The organism is Pilimelia terevasa (assembly GCF_014647915.1).
In the GTDB taxonomy this organism is placed as follows: Bacteria; Actinomycetota; Actinomycetes; order Mycobacteriales; family Micromonosporaceae; genus Pilimelia; species Pilimelia terevasa.
The window spans coordinates 19614-34804 of record NZ_BMQC01000006.1; the positions used below are offsets into that span (position 1 = coordinate 19614).

A 15191-nucleotide genomic window follows, 5' to 3' on the forward strand; every position below is an offset into this window, starting at 1 on the left:
GTAACTACTACATGTGGGGTACGACGTTATTCGCACAGCCTACGTCGCCGCAAGCGGGCGCCACCGACGAGGGCCGGGTGGCACCCGGCGGCCGGAGGCGGCCGGTCGTACAGATGTTTGAAAAACGCGGGCCGGGCCACTACGGTCGGACCGACAGGTTTGTCGGATCCGATGGTCAATACCCGTTGCTGGGCCGTTCGTACCCGCGTGCCGCGCGGGCCGCCGGCCGGCACCCGGAACCATCCGACCCGGCGGAGCAACGGACACGCGTCACGACACGGGATGAGGGTGCAGTGGGGAGCACGGGACGGACGGGGCGCGTCGGACCGGTCGAGGTCGGACCGGTCGAGTCGGCGCCGGCCGGCGCCGCCCCCACCCGGGGCCGCCCGCGCACCGCGCGGGCGCTGCGCGCGGTACCGCCCGACCCGGCCGCCGACGCCGCGGGGCTGACCGACCGGCAGCGCCGCATCCTAACCGTCATCCGCGACTGGGTGGCGGCCCACGGGTACCCGCCGAGCGTCCGCGAGATCGGCGAGGCCGTCGGCCTGGTGTCCCCTTCGAGCGTGGCCTACCAACTGAAGGAGTTGGAGCGCAAGGGCCTGCTCCGGCGCGACCCGCACCGGCCGCGCGCCGTGGACGTCCGCGCCCCGGCCGCCGGGGACGCCGTCGGCGGCCGACCCACGCCCGCCTACGTCCCGCTGCTCGGGCAGATCGCGGCCGGCGCCCCGATCCTGGCCGAGCAGTCCGTGGAGGAGGTGTTCCCGCTGCCGCGGGAGTTCGTCGGCGAAGGGGAGCACTTCGTGCTCCAGGTCCGCGGCGACTCCATGGTGGAGGCGGCGATCTGCGACGGCGACTGGGTGGTGGTCCGGCGGCAGCAGACCGCCGACCCGGGCCAGATCGTCGCCGCGATGATCGACAACGAGGCGACCGTCAAAACGTACCGGCAGCGCGACGGCCGGCCCTGGCTGCTGCCGGCCAACCCGGCCTACGACCCGATCGCCGCCGACCACGCGTCGATCCTCGGCCGGGTCGTGGCCGTCCTGCGCCGGGTCTGAGGGCGGCGGCGCCCCGCTGCGGTCAGCGGCGGCTCTGGTCGTCGGGCTGCGGGGTGCGCCGCCCGCCGTAGATCGCGCCGGACGTGGTGCCCGGCGGCGGCTGCGGGATCGGCCCGGGGTAGCCGACGGGCGCGGCCACCGGGCTCGGCGGGCGGCTCTGCGGGCGCGCCGGCCCGGGCTCCCGCGCCTGGCGGTCCCGCGCCGGCGCTGCCGGCGCGCGGCCGTCACCACGGCCCGGCGCGCCCTCCGCGGCCCCGTCGCGGCCCGCGGCCACCGCGGCCGCGGCGCGGCCCGTCGGCGCCGCCGCGGCGACCGGCACGCTGGCCTTGCCCGCCGCGGCGGGCACCGGCGCGGCGACCGGCACCGGCTGTCCGGGCGTCTCCTGCGCGGGGCGGGCGCCCTCGTCGTCCCCGGCCTCGGCGGCGCGGGCACGACGGAACCGGGTGATGCCGATGATTCCGGCCACGACCAGCAGCAGGCCGAGGACGCCGACCCCCGCGACCAGCTTCGTGATGTCGGCCAGGCTGAGGGTGTCGAGGAAGGACGACTTCCTCCCGGTGTCGGCGGCCGCCGCCGGGGCCGCGGCCGCCACCGTCGCCCGCTCGTAGCTGAGGATCGTCGGCTTGAGGTCCGGGTTCTGGGCCGTCTCGGACACCGTGAGGAACCGGGTGCCGTCCGCCGTGTACGCCAGCGACTCGCCCCACGGCTCGTCCGGCAGCGCGGTCGCCCGGGGCCGCCCGGAGGTGATCGCCTTCACCAGGTCGCCGTCGGGGGCGTCCCACTCGAAGGCGTCGGCGTACGTGCGCAGCGCCACCCTGGTGGCGCCGGGGGCGGTCGCCCCGCCGGTCACGTACAGCCGGCCGAGCGCGCCCAGCGGCGTACTCGTGGTGGTCCGCGGGATCGTCACCTCGCCGACGCGCTGGAGGGTGCCCTGCCCACCCTTGCGCAGTGGCGCCGCCGGCACGTACACCAGCGCCTTCGCGCCCTTGGTGACCACCACCGGCACGCCGTCGCGGCCGACGAGCAGCGCCTCGGCGTCCTTGGGGCCGTCGGGGTAGGTCAACCGGAACAGCTCGGGCGCCCGGGCGCCGTCGACGGGCATCCGCCAGAGGGCGATCGTGTCCCGCCGCCCGTCGACGTCGCCGGTGTCGGCCACCCACAGCGTCCGGCCGTCGGGGCTCAGCGCCAGGTCCTCCGGGTCGCGCGGGCTGCTCGGGAACGCGAGCGCCTTCGTCACCTTGCACCTGGCGTCCAGATAGAAGACGCGCTTGCGCGCCTCCTGGTCGCTGCTGTCGTTGACCACCACGTAGCCTTTGCCGGCGGCGACCAGACCGGACAACTCGACGAGGCGGTCGTCGCCGGCAGTGCACACCCGGGTGCCGACGGCCGCCGCGGCCGGGGCCGCGCCGAGCGCCGACGCGAGGACGACGAGCACGGCGGCGCCCAGGGCACCGGCCCGTACCGACGCGGCGGCCGGCACCCCGAAGGGTGCGGCCGCGTGCGCCCGGAGGCTCCACAACCACATGTGACTAGTGTCGCACGCCGGGTCCGGCCGGCCGGACGGCCGCGCGGCCTGTCGTGGGCCGGCCGCGCGGGCGGGCCGGGCGACCGCCGGGGGGCGGCGCCGCGGCCCGGCGGGTGGTCGGCCGGTCCGGTGCCGGCGTGCCGCGTGTCCGGTCAGGTCCCGGCGCGCAGCGTGGCGGCTAGCGCCTCGTCGACCCGGACCCGCAGCCAGGTGCCGTCCTCGGTGTGCCGGCTCTCCAGCACCTCGCCGTGCGTGCGGATCTGGTGGACCAGCCCGCCCGACTCGTACGGCACCGTCAGCTCCAGCTCCACCGGCGGCCGCGGCAGCCGGGCCTCCACGGCCGACCGGACCTCCGCGATCCCGGTCCCGCTGCGGGCCGAGGCGAACACCGCGTCCGGCCACAGCCCCTTGAGTCGCAGCACCGTCTCGGCGTCGGCGGCGTCGGACTTGTTGACCACCAGCAGCTCGGGCAGCGCGTCGGCGCCGACCTCCGCCAGCACCTCGCGCACCGCGCGGACCTGCTCCTGCGGATCCGGGTGGGCGCCGTCGACCACGTGGACCACCAGGTCCGCGGCGGCGACCTCCTCCAGCGTCGAGCGGAACGCCTCGACGATCTGGTGCGGCAGGTGCCGGACGAAGCCGACCGTGTCCGAGAGCACGTACTGCCGGCCGTCGGGGGTCTGCGCCCGCCGGGTGGTCGGGTCCAGCGTGGCGAACAGCGCGTTCTCCACCAGGACCCCGGCGCCGGTCAGCCGGTTGAGCAGGCTGGACTTGCCGGCGTTGGTGTAGCCGGCGATCGCCACGTGCGGCACGGCGCCGCGGGCGCGGTTGGCCCGCTTCGTGTCCCGCGCGGTCTTCATGTGCTTGATCTCCCGGCGCAGCCGGGCGATCCGCGAGTTGATCCGCCGCCGGTCGGTCTCCAGCTTGGTCTCGCCGGGGCCGCGCAGGCCGACGCCGCCCCCGGAACCGCCGCCCGCCCCGCCGCTCTGCCGCGACAGCGCCTCGCCCCAGCCGCGCAGGCGTGGCAGGAGGTACTCAAGCTGGGCCAGCTCGACCTGCGCCTTGCCCTCGCGGCTCTTGGCGTGCTGGGCGAAGATGTCGAGGATCAGCGCGGTCCGGTCGATCACCTTGATCTTGATCTGCTGCTCCAGGTTGCGCAGCTGCGAGGGCGACAGTTCGCCGTCGCAGATGACGGTGTCGGCGCCGACGGAGGAGACGATCCCGCGCAGCTCCTCGACCTTGCCGCGGCCGACGAAGGTCGCCGGGTCCGGCCGGCTGCGCCGCTGGATCACGCCGTCGAGGACCTGGGACCCGGCGGTCTCGGCGAGCTGCGCCAGCTCGGCGAGCGAGTTGTCGGCGTCGGTGGCGCCGCCTTCGGTCCAGACGCCCACGAGGACCACCCGCTCCAGCCGGAGCTGCCGGTACTCGACTTCGGTGACGTCGGTGAGTTCGGTGGACAGACCGGCCACCCGGCGCAGGGCGTGCCGCTCGGCCAGTTCGAGGTCGCCGCCGGTCAGCTCGGGGTGCTGGTCGAACTCCGGTGCGACGTCAGTGTGGCTGCGCAAGAATGCACTCCTGGGGTAGTCCGCCGCGACGGGGCTCCGCCGCTGCTCAATGGTGGCACGCCGGTGGGCGCGCCGACACCTCGTTTATCGGGGGTCCATCGCCGGTGGTCGATCGGGTCCACCCGGTGGGGGCGCCGGTGGCGGCCCGGTGCCCGGTCCGCCGGTGGTGGGCGGGTACAAATGAGGGCTATGACCAGCCGTCTGCCCAGTGCCGGGTTCTCGATCACCATCCGGGTCAGCGTGCCCTCCGACAGCTCCGCGATCGGCCGCCTCACCACGCAGGCCGGGGAGGCCGGGGGCGTCGTGACCGCGCTCGACGTGGTGGACTCCGACCACGTCCGGGTGGTCGTCGACATCACCTGCGACACCGCCGACTCCACGCACGCCGACCAGGTGGTCGCGGCGATCACCGCGCTGGACGACGTCGAGGTCCGCAAGGTGTCCGACCGGACGTTCCTGCTGCACCTCGGCGGCAAGATCGAGGTGCAGTCCAAAATCCCGCTGCGCAACCGCGACGAGCTGTCCCGGGCGTACACCCCGGGCGTGGCGCGGGTCTGCCTGGCGATCGCGGAGAACCCGGCGGACGCCCGCCGGCTGACGATCAAGCGGAACACCGTCGCCGTGGTGACCGACGGCTCGGCGGTGCTCGGGCTCGGCAACATCGGGCCGGCCGCCGCCCTGCCGGTGATGGAGGGCAAGGCGGCGCTGTTCAAGCGGTTCGGCGGCGTGGACGCCTGGCCGGTGGTGCTCGACACCCAGGACAGCGACCAGATCGTGGAGATCGTCCGGGCGATCGCCCCGGCGTACGGCGGGATCAACCTGGAGGACATCGCCGCGCCGCGCTGCTTCGAGATCGAGGAGCGGCTGCGCGACCTGCTCGACATCCCGGTGTTCCACGACGACCAGCACGGCACGGCGATCTGCGTCCTCGCGGCGCTGCGCAACGCCCTGCGGGTCGTGGGCAAGGAGCTGCCCGACGTCCGGGTGGTGGTGTCCGGGGCGGGCGCCGCCGGTACGGCGATCATGAAGCTGCTGCTGCGCCAGGGCGTCGGCGACATCGTCGCCTACGACCGCCCGGGCGCGCTGCACCGCAAGATGGAGGGCCTGTCGCCGTCCTGGCAGTGGCTCGCCGACAACACCAACCGGGACGGGTACGCAGGCGACCTGCCCGGCGCCCTCGTCGGCGCGGACGTGTTCATCGGGGTGAGCGCGCCCAACCTGCTCACCGGCGACCACGTCGCCGCCATGGCCAAGGACTCGATCGTGTTCGCCCTGGCCAACCCGGACCCGGAGGTCGACCCACGGGAGGCCCGGCAGCACGCCGCCGTCGTGGCCACCGGCCGCTCCGACCAGCCGAACCAGATCAACAACGTGCTGGCCTTCCCCGGGGTGTTCCGCGGAATGCTCGACGCCAGCGCCGAGGAGTTCACCGACGACATGGCGCTGGCGGCGGCCAAGGCCATCGCCGACGTGGTGGACCCGGGCAAGCTCAACCCGTCGGTCATCGTGCCGAGCGTGTTCGACGCGCGCGTCGCCCCCGCGGTCGCCAAGGCCGTCCGCGCCGCCGCCCGCACCTGAGCGGCGCCGCCGGGCGGGAGTCGTCAGGCGGGCAGGGGCGCGGCCGGCAGGGGGACGGTGCCGGTGGCGACGATGACGGCGGGGCCCGACATCCAGCAGCTCCCGTCCGCCAGCGTCATCGTCAGCCGGCCGCCCGGCAGGTCGACCGCGACGACGCCGTCGGTCCGGCCGGCGCCGGCCAGGGCCACCGACGCGACCGCGCAGGCGCCGGAGCCGCAGGACAGGGTCTCGCCGACACCGCGCTCGTACACCCGCATCCGCACCGCCACGTCGGCGCCGGGGACGGGGGCGGCGGGTGCCAGGAACTCGACGTTGGCCCCGCGCGGGAACACCGCCGGGTCGTAGCCGGGCAGCGGCCGCAGGTCGAGGTCCGCCAGCGGCACCTCGGGCGGCAGCGGGCAGACCAGGTGCGGGTTGCCGACATCGACGACGGTACCGGCCAGCGTGTGGCCCGGGACCGTGGCGACGGCCGGGCCGAGGTGGCGCGGGCGGCCCATGTCCACGGCGATGTCCGGGCCGTCGGCGCGGACGGCCACGACACCCGCGCGGGTGGCGACCGGGAGCGGGCCGTCGGCCGGCCAGCCGGCCAGGCCGGAGTCCAGCAGGTAGCGGACGAAGGTGCGTACCCCGTTGCCGCAGGTCTCGCCGTGCGAGCCGTCGGCGTTCCAGTAGTCCATGAACCACGGTGCCGCCGCGGCGTGCCCGGCGGCGTCCGGGTGCGCCGCGCTGCGGACCACGCGCAGCAGCCCGTCCCCGCCGATGCCGAACCGCCGGTCGCACAGCGCGGCGACGGCGGCGGGCGTCAGGGGCAGCGCGCCGTCGGGGTCGGGCAGGATGACGAAGTCGTTGCCGGTCCCGTGGCCCTTGGCGAAGGGCACCGGCGGAACCGCGGGAGCGTGCGCGCGCGTCATCGGGCAATCATGACGCACCGCCGCCGGGCGCCGCCCGGGATGCCGCCGCGACGGCCGCCACGGCCGCTTCGCCCAGGTCGGCGCGCGCCCCGTCGAGCCAGACGACCGCGGGGTCCCGACGGAACCAGGTGCGCTGCCGGCGGACGAACCGGCGCGTCGCCTGGACCGTCCCCGCCCGGGCCGCCGCGGCGTCGCAGGCACCGTCGAGCTGCGCGAGCGCCTGCTGGTACCCCAGCGCCCGGCCGGCCGTCCGGCCCTCGCGCAGGCCCCGGTCGGCCAGCGCGGCCACCTCCTCCAGCAGGCCGTCCGCCCACATCCGGGTCACCCGGACCGCGATCCGGTCGTCCAGCTCCTCGACCGCCCGGTCCACGCCGAGGCTGACGTGCGGGTAGTGGGGCCGCCGGGTGGGCAGCGCCGCGGTGAACGGCTGCCCCGTCAGCCCGATCACCTCCAGCGCGCGGACGATCCGGCGGCCGTTGCCCGGCAGGATGGCCAGCGCGGCGGCGGGGTCCAGGGCGGCGAGCCGGGCGTGCAGGACGGCCGGCCCCACCTCGGCCAGCTCGGCCTCCAGGTCCGCGCGGGCCGCCGGGTCGGTCCCCGGGAACGCGAACTCCTCCAGCGCCGCCCGCACGTACAGCCCGGACCCGCCGACCAGCAGGGCCGTCCGCCCGCGGGCGTGGATGTCGTCGATCGCGGCGCGGGCCAGTCGCTGGTACTCGGCCACGCTGGCCGGCGCCGCCACGTCCCAGACGTCGAGCACGTGGTGCGGCACGCCGCGGCGGGCCCCGACCGGCACCTTCGCGGTCCCGATGTCCATCCCGCGGTAGAGCTGCATCGAGTCGGCGTTGACCACCTCGGCGTCCAGCGCCTCGGCCAGGTCGAGGCTGAGGGCGGTCTTGCCCGCGGCGGTCGGGCCGACGACGGCCACGACGGTCCCCGGCGGAGGGCCGGGGCGGGGTGCCGGGTTCACGCGGGCCGCCAGGACGCGACGAGGTACGCGACGCCGTACGGGGCCGCGTGGTGGTGCAGGGTGCCCTGCCACGGCCCGGGTGCCGCCGCGGCGAGTGCCTGCCACGGCGCGTGCCCGGCGACCAGGAGCGCCGCCGCCAGTTCCGGGTCCAGGGCGGCGATGCCGGCGGTGTCGGCACCGCCCAGCAGCGCGGCCAGGTGGGCGTCGTACGCCTCGGCCCGCGGGTCGGCGTACCCGGGCGCCTTCTCCCCCCGGCACGCCGATCCGTCGCCGAGCACCAGCAGCCCCACGGCGCCCGCGAGCGCGCCGATCGCGCGGCCGGCGCCCGCGCCGCCGCCGGGCGCGACTCCCGCGGCGTGGCACCGGGCGGCCGGGTCGGACCGGCCCAGCAGCCAGGCGCCGACGGTCAGGCTCAGCGGCAGCGTGCCGTCGTCGACCAGCGGCAGCGTGTCGTCGTCGACCGGCGCCGGCGGCGCGAGGACCCGCGCGGACGGCAGCGGCGACTCCCACCCGTACGGCGCCAGGGTGGGCCGGGCCGCGGCGGGCCACCAGCCCGTCCGGGGGGCGCCGCCGACGAGGACGACGCGGTCGCAGCCGCGCAGCACGCCGACGGCCTCCGCGCAGGCGTCGCGCAGCGCGGTCAGCTCCCCCGCCGCCGCCCCGGCCACCCCGGGGACGAGCAGCGGCGGGTGCGGGCACACCGCGACCGAGACGACAGGCATGCCCACCACCGTATCGACCTGGTGTGCACCAGGGCACGTCAGGTGGGAACGCCCCGTTTCGGGGCAAGACACTTATTGGTCACGGTAGCCGGTGGGGGCTTTCGGAAGCCCCGGGGGGACCTGTGACAATGCGTACGACAGCCGTGCATTGGCGGCGGCCGTCGCGCCGCGCACCGTGGGCCACCTTCGCGGATGTCCACCCGGCCGCGACCCGCCGGAGAGACGAGGACAGGCAGATGAACGACTGGACGAGCTTCGGCCGCATCGACGCTGACGGCACCGTCTACGTCAAGGCCGGCGACGGCGAACGCGCTGTCGGTTCCTGGCAGGCCGGTACCCCCGAGGAGGGCCTCGCCCACTACGCGCGCCGGTTCGCCGACCTCGTCACCGAGGTGGACCTCGTCGCCGCCCGGCTGGGCGCCGGGGCGGCCGACGCCCAGCAGTCCCTGGCCACCGTGAAGCGGCTACGCGCCTCCCTCGCCGACGCCGCTGTCGTCGGCGACATCGACGGCCTCGCCGCGCGCCTGGACAAGCTGGCCGCCGACGCCGAGACCAAGGCCGGCGAGGCGAAGGCCGCCCGGGAGGCGGCCCGCGCCGAGGCCGTGGCCCGCAAGACCGCCCTGGTCGAGGAGGCCGAGAAGCTGGCCGCCGAGTCCACGGGGTGGAAGGCCGCCGGTGACCGGCTCAAGACCATTCTGGACGAGTGGAAGTCCATCCGCGGCATCGACAAGCGCACCGACGGCGAGCTGTGGAAGCGGTTCGCCGCCGCGCGCGACGGCTTCACCCGGCGCCGCGGCGCCCACTTCGCCAGCCTCGACTCCCAGCGCAAGGAGGCCCAGGGCGCCAAGGACGTCCTCGTCGCCGAGGCCGAGACGCTGTCCGCGAGCGAGGACTGGGGTCCCACCGCCGCGCGGCTCAAGGAGCTGATGACGGAGTGGAAGGCCGCGCCGCGGGCGTCGAAGGAGGCCGAGCAGAAGCTCTGGGAGCGGTTCCGGGCGGCCCAGGACGCGTTCTTCAGCCGCCGCAGCGAGGTGTTCTCGGCCCGCGACAGCGAGCAGAAGGCCAACCTGACGGCGAAGCAGGAGCTGCTGACCCGCGCCGAGGCGCTGGACGTGGACGCCGACCCGGCGCTGGCCCAGAAGCAGCTCCGGGAGATCCAGGGCCAGTGGCACGAGGTCGGCCGGGTGCCGCGGGAGGCGATGACGGGCCTGGACCGCCGGCTGCGCGCGGTCGACGAGCGGATCCGGCAGGCGATGGACTCCGCGTGGCGCCGGGTCGACCCGTCGGACAACCCGCTGCTGCGCCAGATGCGCGAACAGGTCACGGAGGCCGAGCAGCGGCTGGAGCGGGCGCGCGCGGCCGGCGACGCCAGGCGCGTCAAGGAGGCCGAGAAGGCCCTGGCGGGCAAGCGCCAGTTCCTCGCCCTCGCCGAGAAGGCCGACTGACCGCGGACCTGGGCCACCGGCCCCGTCCGCCGGCTCAGCCGGCGGACGGGGCCGAGCACCCGGCGGCGGGTGGGGGTGTCGGGGGGCGGCCGATCGTCGGCATCCCCAGCGCGACACCGGGCAGCTTCGGGGCGCGGCCCGCGGCGTAGGCGTCGCCGGCCCGGGTGCGCCGGTGGGCCACCGGCTCGCCGTCGCAGTTGAGGTGGTGCGGCGCCGCGTACGTCACCGTCGTGTCCACGATGTCCCCCGGCCGGACCGCCCCGGCCAGCGCTCCGGCCTGGAAGTGCACGAGCCGGCCGTCGCGCGCCCGGCCCGACAGCCGGCCGGTCGCCCCGTCCTTGCGGCCCTCGCCCACCGCGACCAGGACCTCCACGGTCCGGCCGACGAGCTGGCGGTTCTCCGCCCAGGTGATCTCCTCCAGCGTGTCCACGAGGCGCCGGTACCGCTCGCCGACGACGTCCGGTGGCACCTGGTGGGGCATCGTGGCCGCGGGCGTCCCGGGGCGCGGGGAGTACTGGAAGGTGAAGGCCGTGCTGAACCGGGCCGCGCGCACCACGTCGAGCGTCGCCTCGAAGTCGGCGTCGGTCTCGCCCGGGAACCCGACGATGATGTCGGTGGTGATCGCGGCGTCCGGCATCGCCGCCCGGACCTTGTCGATGATGCCCAGGTACCGGTCGCTGCGGTAGCTGCGGCGCATCGCCTTCAGGACCGCGTCCGAGCCCGACTGCAGCGGCATGTGGAGCTGGTGGCACACGTTGGGCGTCTCGGCCATCGCCGCGATGACGTCGTCGGTGAAGTCCCTGGGGTGCGGGCTGGTGAACCGCACCCGCTCCAGTCCCTCGACGCCGCCGCAGGCCCGCAGGAGCTTGCCGAACGCGTACCGGTCGCCGAACTCCGCCCCGTACGAGTTGACGTTCTGGCCCAGCAGGGTGACCTCCAGCACCCCCTCGGCGACCAGCGCGCGCACCTCGGCCAGCACGTCGCCCGGCCGCCGGTCGCGCTCCTTGCCGCGCAGGCTGGGCACGATGCAGAAGGTGCAGGTGTTGTTGCAGCCGACCGAGACCGAGACCCAGCCGGCGTACGTCGACTCGCGGCGGGTGGGCAGCGCGGAGGGGAACGTCTCCAGCGCCTCCAGGATCTCCACCTCGGCCTCGGCGTTGTGCCGCGCGCGCTCCAGCAGCGCCGGCAGGGAGCCGATGTTGTGGGTGCCGAACACCACGTCCACCCACGGCGCCCGGCGGACGATGTCGCCGCGGTCCTTCTGCGCCAGGCAGCCGCCGACGGCGATCTGCATGTCCGGGCGCCGGGTCTTGGCCGGGCGCAGGTGCCCGAGATTGCCGTACAGCCGGTTGTCGGCGTTCTCCCGCACCGCGCACGTGTTGAACACCACCACGTCGGGGTCGGCACCGGCGGCGCGCGCGTACCCGGCGCCCTCCAGCAGCCCGGCGATGCGCTCGGTGTCGTGCATGTTCATCTGGCAGCCGTAGGTGCGGACCTCGTAGGTGCGCGGCGCGGCGTCGGCGGCGTGGCCGGCGGCACCGGCGTCGGTGATCGCGTCGGCGGCGTCGTCGGCAGCGGCGGCGGCGGCGGAAAGGCTGGCGCTGGGGGAAGCAGGCAGGGTAGTCATGACAGCAGACCACGATATCCGGGCGGGATCACGAACAGGGAGGCGCCCATGTGCCGATCGATCAAGACGCTGCGGGAGCCGTTCACGCCCGCCGTCACCGAAGCGGACATGCGGGCCGCGGCCCTCCAGTACGTGCGGAAGATCTCCGGTTTCCGGGCGCCCGCGCCGCACAACCAGGCGGCGTTCGACGCCGCGGTCGCGGCCGTGACCGCGGCGACGCACCAGCTACTGGACTCCCTGGTCGTCCGGGGGCGGACCGCCGACCCCGCCGCGTAGCCGGGTTTCCGCCGCCACGGAGGGTCACCACTGGGGACAGGCTGGGCGTTACCGGCCCGTGACCCGCCAGGCGGCGCTTCCGTGGCCAGCCCCGCCTAAAGTGACCTCCAAGTACCGCACGGACCGCACGGGCCGGGCGACCAGGGAGGCAGGGCATGGCTACGGACACGGCGCCGTTGATCGTTCTCGACGGCGTGAACAAGTGGTTCGGCGAGCTGCACGTCCTCCGCGACGTCCACCTCTCCATCGCCCGCGGCGAGGTCATCGTCGTCATCGGCCCGTCGGGCTCCGGCAAGTCGACGCTCTGCCGGGCGATCAACCGGCTGGAGACGATCAACGGCGGCGAGATCCGGTTCGACGGCGTGCCGCTGCCGGCCGAGGGCAAGGCCCTGGCCCGGCTGCGCAGCGAGGTCGGCATGGTCTTCCAGTCGTTCAACCTCTTCGCGCACAGGACCATCCTGGACAACGTGACCCTGGGCCCGCTGCGGGTCCGCCGGGAGTCGCCGGACAAGGCCCGCACGCACGCGCTGGAGCTGCTGGAGCGGGTGGGCATCGCCAACCAGGCCGACAAGTACCCCGCGCAGCTCTCCGGCGGCCAGCAGCAGCGCGCCGCCATCGCCCGCGCGCTGGCGATGAACCCCAAGGCCATGCTGTTCGACGAGCCGACCAGCGCGCTGGACCCGGAGATGGTCGGCGAGGTGCTCGACGTCATGACCGCGCTCGCCCGCGACGGCATGACCATGGTCGTCGTCACCCATGAGATGGGCTTCGCCCGGCACGCCGCGCACCGGGTCGTGTTCATGGCCGACGGGCAGCTCGTCGAGGAGGCCGCGCCGAGCGAGTTCTTCGCCAACCCGCGCAGCGACCGCGCCAAAGACTTCCTGTCCAAGATTCTCACGCACTGAGGCATCACCACCCTGGGGAGCGGTGACCCGCGCCGACAGCGGGCAACCACCACGAAGGAGAAACCATGCGTATCACCCGGATCGTCGCGCTCGCCGCGGCGGCCACGCTGACTCTCGGCGGCCTCGCCGCGTGCGGCGAGAGCAACGACGGGGGCGCTGCCGCCGCCGGCATCGTGAACAAGGCCAGCAAGGACAAGAAGCTCGTCATCGGCGTCAAGGCCGACCAGCCCGGCCTCGGCCTCCAGACCGGCGCGACGTACGAGGGCTTCGACATCGAGATCGCGAAGATCATCGCCAAGGGCCTGGGCGTCGAGCCCGGCGGCATCGAGTGGAAGACCACCGTCAGCCTCAACCGGGAGCCGTTCATCCAGCAGGGCCAGGTCGACCTCGTCGTCGCCACGTACACCATCAACGACGAGCGCAAGCAGAAGGTCAACTTCGCCGGGCCCTACTACGTGGCCGGCCAGGACCTGCTGGTGGCCGCCGCGTCGACCGTCACCGGGCCGGAGGCACTGAGCGGCAAGCGGGTGTGCTCGGCGACGAACTCCACGCCCGCCAAGCGGATCAAGACCGACTACAAGCAGATTCAGTTGGTCGAGTTCGACAGCTACTCCAAGTGCATCAACGCGCTGACCGGCAAGACGGTCGAGGCTGTCACCACCGACGACATCATCCTCGCCGGCTACGCGGCGCAGGAGCAGTACGCCGGCAAGTTCAAGGTCGTCGGCAAGACCTTCAGCAGCGAGCCCTACGGCATCGGCCTGAAGAAGGACGACAAGGCCGGCTGCGAGAAGATCAACGAGATTCTGAAGACCGCCGCCACCGACGGCAGCTACAAGGCCGCCTGGGACACCAGCCTCGGCAAGAGCGGCAAGGCCGCCCCGACCCTGGACACGAGCAAGCTGACCAACTGCGGCTGACCGACCAGACGGTGGGCCGGCCGGCGCGGCCGGCCCACCTCCGCAAGACCCGCGAGGAGCATGGATGGACATCTTCAGCCAACCGGATGTGCAGCAGGCCGTCCTCACGGGCTTCGCCTGGATCCTCAAGCTGACCGGCGCGTCCGGCGTACTCGCGCTGGTGCTGGGCGTGCTCCTCGCGGGTATGCGGGTGTCGCCCGTACCGGTCCTGCGCGGAATCGGCACCACGTGGGTCAACACCTTCCGCAACACGCCGCTCACGCTGGTCGTCTTCTTCTGCTACTTCGGCCTCTACACCACGCTCAGCGTCGAGCTGTCCTCCGACCTGGACCTCAACGTCTTCTGGCTGGGCGTCCTCGGCCTGTCGGCGTACACGGCGGCGTTCGTCTGCGAGGCGATCCGGTCCGGCATCAACACCGTGCCCCCCGGCCAGGCCGAGGCCGCCCGCGCCATCGGGCTCACGTTCGGCCAGACGCTGCGGCTGGTCATCCTGCCGCAGGCGGGCCGCGCCGTCGTCGCGCCGCTGGGCAGCATCCTCATCGCCCTCACCAAGAACGCCACCATCGTCGGCACGATCGGCCTCGCCGAGTCCGCCAACGCGATGAAGCAGCTCATCAACGACAACGGCAACGTCGTGATCCCGATCTTCCTGGTCTTCGCCGGCATCTTCGTGGCCCTGCTCGTGCCCACCGGCTACCTGTTCAACTGGCTCGGCAACCGCCTGGCGGTGCGCCGATGACCCGATCCCCCGCCACCAGCGCAGACCGGGAGTCGACGCGATGAGCGCCACCAGCACCATGCTCTACGACCACCCCGGCCCGCGCGCCCGGATCCGCAACCGGCTGCTGACGGTCGGTTTCAGCCTCCTGACCGCGGCCCTGCTCTGGTACGTCTACGTGCAGTTCGACGAGAAGGGCCAGTGGGCGCCGGCCCTGTGGAAGCCGTTCCTCAAGAGCGCCACCTGGATCGACTTCATCCTGCCCGGACTGTGGGGCACGATCAGCGCGGCGGCCGTGGCGATGGTGCTGGCGCTCGCCTTCGGCGTGATCTTCTCCGTCGGGCGGCTGTCCGCCCATGCCGCCGTCAGCGTGCCGGCCGGCGTCGTGGTCGAGTTCTGCCGCGCCGTCCCGCTCCTCCTGATGATCTTCTTCCTCTCGTACGGCGTGCCGTTCATCACCGGAGCCCCGTTCCCCGCCTTCTGGGCAGTCGTCATCGGCCTGACCCTCTACAACGGATCGGTGCTCGCCGAGGCCTTCCGGGCCGGGATCCGGGCGGTACCGGCGGGCCAGTCCGAGGCCGGGTACGCCCTGGGGCTGCGCAAGTCCCAGGTGATGACGCACATCCTGGTGCCGCAGGCGGCCCGGTCGATGCTGCCGGTGATCGTCAGCCAGCTCGTCGTCCTACTCAAGGACACCGCGCTCGGCTACATCATCGCCTACCCCGAACTGCTCCAGCAGGGCGTCAACGTCCTGTCGGCCAACTACGGCAACGTGATGCAGGCGGCGATCGTCGTGGCGGCCATCTACATCGCCATCAACAGCGTGCTGACGTGGTTCGCGGGCTGGCTGGACCGGCGCACGACCCGCACGGGCAGGACGACCGTCCGGATCGCCCCGGTCCAGGACCTGGGCACCGCCGCCGCCTGACTCCCCGACGCCACTGACCCGCGCAGCAGCCGACGCCCGGCCAGAA

14 protein-coding genes are annotated in these 15191 nt (G+C 74.3%); 8 read left to right on the forward strand and 6 right to left on the reverse strand.

From position 1 onward, the window contains the following. The first annotated feature begins 293 nt into the window (after window positions 1–293). Complete coding sequence (lexA, locus tag IEY75_RS09885) at window positions 294–1055, forward strand: transcriptional repressor LexA (protein ID WP_373290247.1); 762 nt, start codon at window positions 294–296, stop codon at window positions 1053–1055. A gap of 22 nt (window positions 1056–1077) precedes the next feature. On the opposite strand, the gene IEY75_RS09890 is transcribed toward lexA, so the two are convergent. Together IEY75_RS09890 and hflX are read right to left on the reverse strand one after the other, a co-directional pair. Beyond that, window positions 1078–2580: an SMP-30/gluconolactonase/LRE family protein gene (locus tag IEY75_RS09890; RefSeq protein WP_189113973.1), complete on the reverse strand. Its 1503-nt coding sequence runs from the start codon at window positions 2578–2580 to the stop codon at window positions 1078–1080. A gap of 152 nt (window positions 2581–2732) precedes the next feature. After that, window positions 2733–4145, reverse strand: a complete 1413-nt coding sequence (gene hflX, locus IEY75_RS09895) for a GTPase HflX (protein ID WP_189113974.1) — start codon at window positions 4143–4145, stop codon at window positions 2733–2735. A 189-nt stretch (window positions 4146–4334) separates the two neighbouring features. Between hflX and IEY75_RS09900 the strand changes: the two genes are divergently transcribed. Then, a complete protein-coding gene (locus tag IEY75_RS09900; RefSeq protein WP_189113975.1) occupies window positions 4335–5723 on the forward strand; it encodes an NAD-dependent malic enzyme in 1389 nt (462 codons plus the stop codon). Window positions 5724–5746: 23 nt separating this feature from the next. Here the strand turns inward: IEY75_RS09900 and dapF are convergent, their stop codons facing one another. The 3 genes from dapF to IEY75_RS09915 are packed head-to-tail and all read right to left on the reverse strand — an operon-like array spanning window position 5747 to window position 8326. Next, window positions 5747–6601, reverse strand: coding sequence for a diaminopimelate epimerase (gene dapF, locus IEY75_RS09905; RefSeq protein WP_189114204.1), 855 nt, complete (start codon window positions 6599–6601; stop codon window positions 5747–5749). 40 nt (window positions 6602–6641) lie between these two features. Then, entirely contained in the window at window positions 6642–7604 is a 963-nt protein-coding gene (gene miaA, locus IEY75_RS09910; protein ID WP_229789503.1) for a tRNA (adenosine(37)-N6)-dimethylallyltransferase MiaA, read from the reverse strand. Then, entirely contained in the window at window positions 7601–8326 is a 726-nt protein-coding gene (locus tag IEY75_RS09915) for a class III extradiol ring-cleavage dioxygenase family protein (RefSeq protein ID WP_373290248.1), read from the reverse strand. Before IEY75_RS09915 ends, miaA begins: the two co-directional genes overlap by 4 nt. Window positions 8327–8562: 236 nt before the next feature. On the opposite strand from IEY75_RS09915, the gene IEY75_RS09920 reads away from it, so the two are divergent. Next, window positions 8563–9771, forward strand: coding sequence for a DUF349 domain-containing protein (locus tag IEY75_RS09920; RefSeq protein ID WP_189113978.1), 1209 nt, complete (start codon window positions 8563–8565; stop codon window positions 9769–9771). 34 nt (window positions 9772–9805) lie between these two features. Here IEY75_RS09920 and miaB read toward each other — a convergent pair whose 3' ends face one another. Continuing rightward, the gene (gene miaB / locus IEY75_RS09925) at window positions 9806–11398 is read right to left on the reverse strand and encodes a tRNA (N6-isopentenyl adenosine(37)-C2)-methylthiotransferase MiaB (RefSeq protein WP_189113979.1); all 1593 of its coding nucleotides are present in this window, start codon (window positions 11396–11398) and stop codon (window positions 9806–9808) included. 48 nt (window positions 11399–11446) lie between these two features. Between miaB and IEY75_RS09930 the strand changes: the two genes are divergently transcribed. The 5 genes from IEY75_RS09930 (at window position 11447) to IEY75_RS09950 (ending at window position 15145) form a co-directional block, all read left to right on the forward strand. After that, window positions 11447–11674, forward strand: a complete 228-nt coding sequence (locus IEY75_RS09930) for a DUF2277 family protein (protein ID WP_189113980.1) — start codon at window positions 11447–11449, stop codon at window positions 11672–11674. Window positions 11675–11829: 155 nt separating this feature from the next. Beyond that, complete coding sequence (locus IEY75_RS09935) at window positions 11830–12579, forward strand: amino acid ABC transporter ATP-binding protein (RefSeq protein WP_189113981.1); 750 nt, start codon at window positions 11830–11832, stop codon at window positions 12577–12579. A 65-nt stretch (window positions 12580–12644) separates the two neighbouring features. Next, window positions 12645–13499: a glutamate ABC transporter substrate-binding protein gene (locus IEY75_RS09940; RefSeq protein ID WP_189113982.1), complete on the forward strand. Its 855-nt coding sequence runs from the start codon at window positions 12645–12647 to the stop codon at window positions 13497–13499. A gap of 64 nt (window positions 13500–13563) precedes the next feature. Beyond that, a complete protein-coding gene (locus IEY75_RS09945) occupies window positions 13564–14238 on the forward strand; it encodes an amino acid ABC transporter permease (RefSeq protein WP_189113983.1) in 675 nt (224 codons plus the stop codon). 40 nt (window positions 14239–14278) lie between these two features. Beyond that, entirely contained in the window at window positions 14279–15145 is an 867-nt protein-coding gene (locus tag IEY75_RS09950) for an amino acid ABC transporter permease (protein ID WP_189113984.1), read from the forward strand. The last annotated feature ends 46 nt before the right edge of the window (window positions 15146–15191 follow it).

Bases quoted from the DNA above. Each gene is read 5' to 3' on its own strand.
- IEY75_RS09890 (WP_189113973.1), bottom strand. From the start codon at position 2,580: ATGTGGTTGTGGAGCCTCCGGGCGCACGCGGCCGCACCCTTCGGGGTG.
- IEY75_RS09900 (WP_189113975.1), top strand. From the start codon at position 4,335: ATGACCAGCCGTCTGCCCAGTGCCGGGTTCTCGATCACCATCCGGGTC.
- IEY75_RS09915 (WP_373290248.1), bottom strand. From the start codon at position 8,326: ATGCCTGTCGTCTCGGTCGCGGTGTGCCCGCACCCGCCGCTGCTCGTC.
- IEY75_RS09920 (WP_189113978.1), top strand. From the start codon at position 8,563: ATGAACGACTGGACGAGCTTCGGCCGCATCGACGCTGACGGCACCGTC.
- miaB (WP_189113979.1), bottom strand. From the start codon at position 11,398: ATGACTACCCTGCCTGCTTCCCCCAGCGCCAGCCTTTCCGCCGCCGCC.
- IEY75_RS09930 (WP_189113980.1), top strand. From the start codon at position 11,447: ATGTGCCGATCGATCAAGACGCTGCGGGAGCCGTTCACGCCCGCCGTC.
- IEY75_RS09935 (WP_189113981.1), top strand. From the start codon at position 11,830: ATGGCTACGGACACGGCGCCGTTGATCGTTCTCGACGGCGTGAACAAG.
- IEY75_RS09940 (WP_189113982.1), top strand. From the start codon at position 12,645: ATGCGTATCACCCGGATCGTCGCGCTCGCCGCGGCGGCCACGCTGACT.
- IEY75_RS09945 (WP_189113983.1), top strand. From the start codon at position 13,564: ATGGACATCTTCAGCCAACCGGATGTGCAGCAGGCCGTCCTCACGGGC.
- IEY75_RS09950 (WP_189113984.1), top strand. From the start codon at position 14,279: ATGAGCGCCACCAGCACCATGCTCTACGACCACCCCGGCCCGCGCGCC.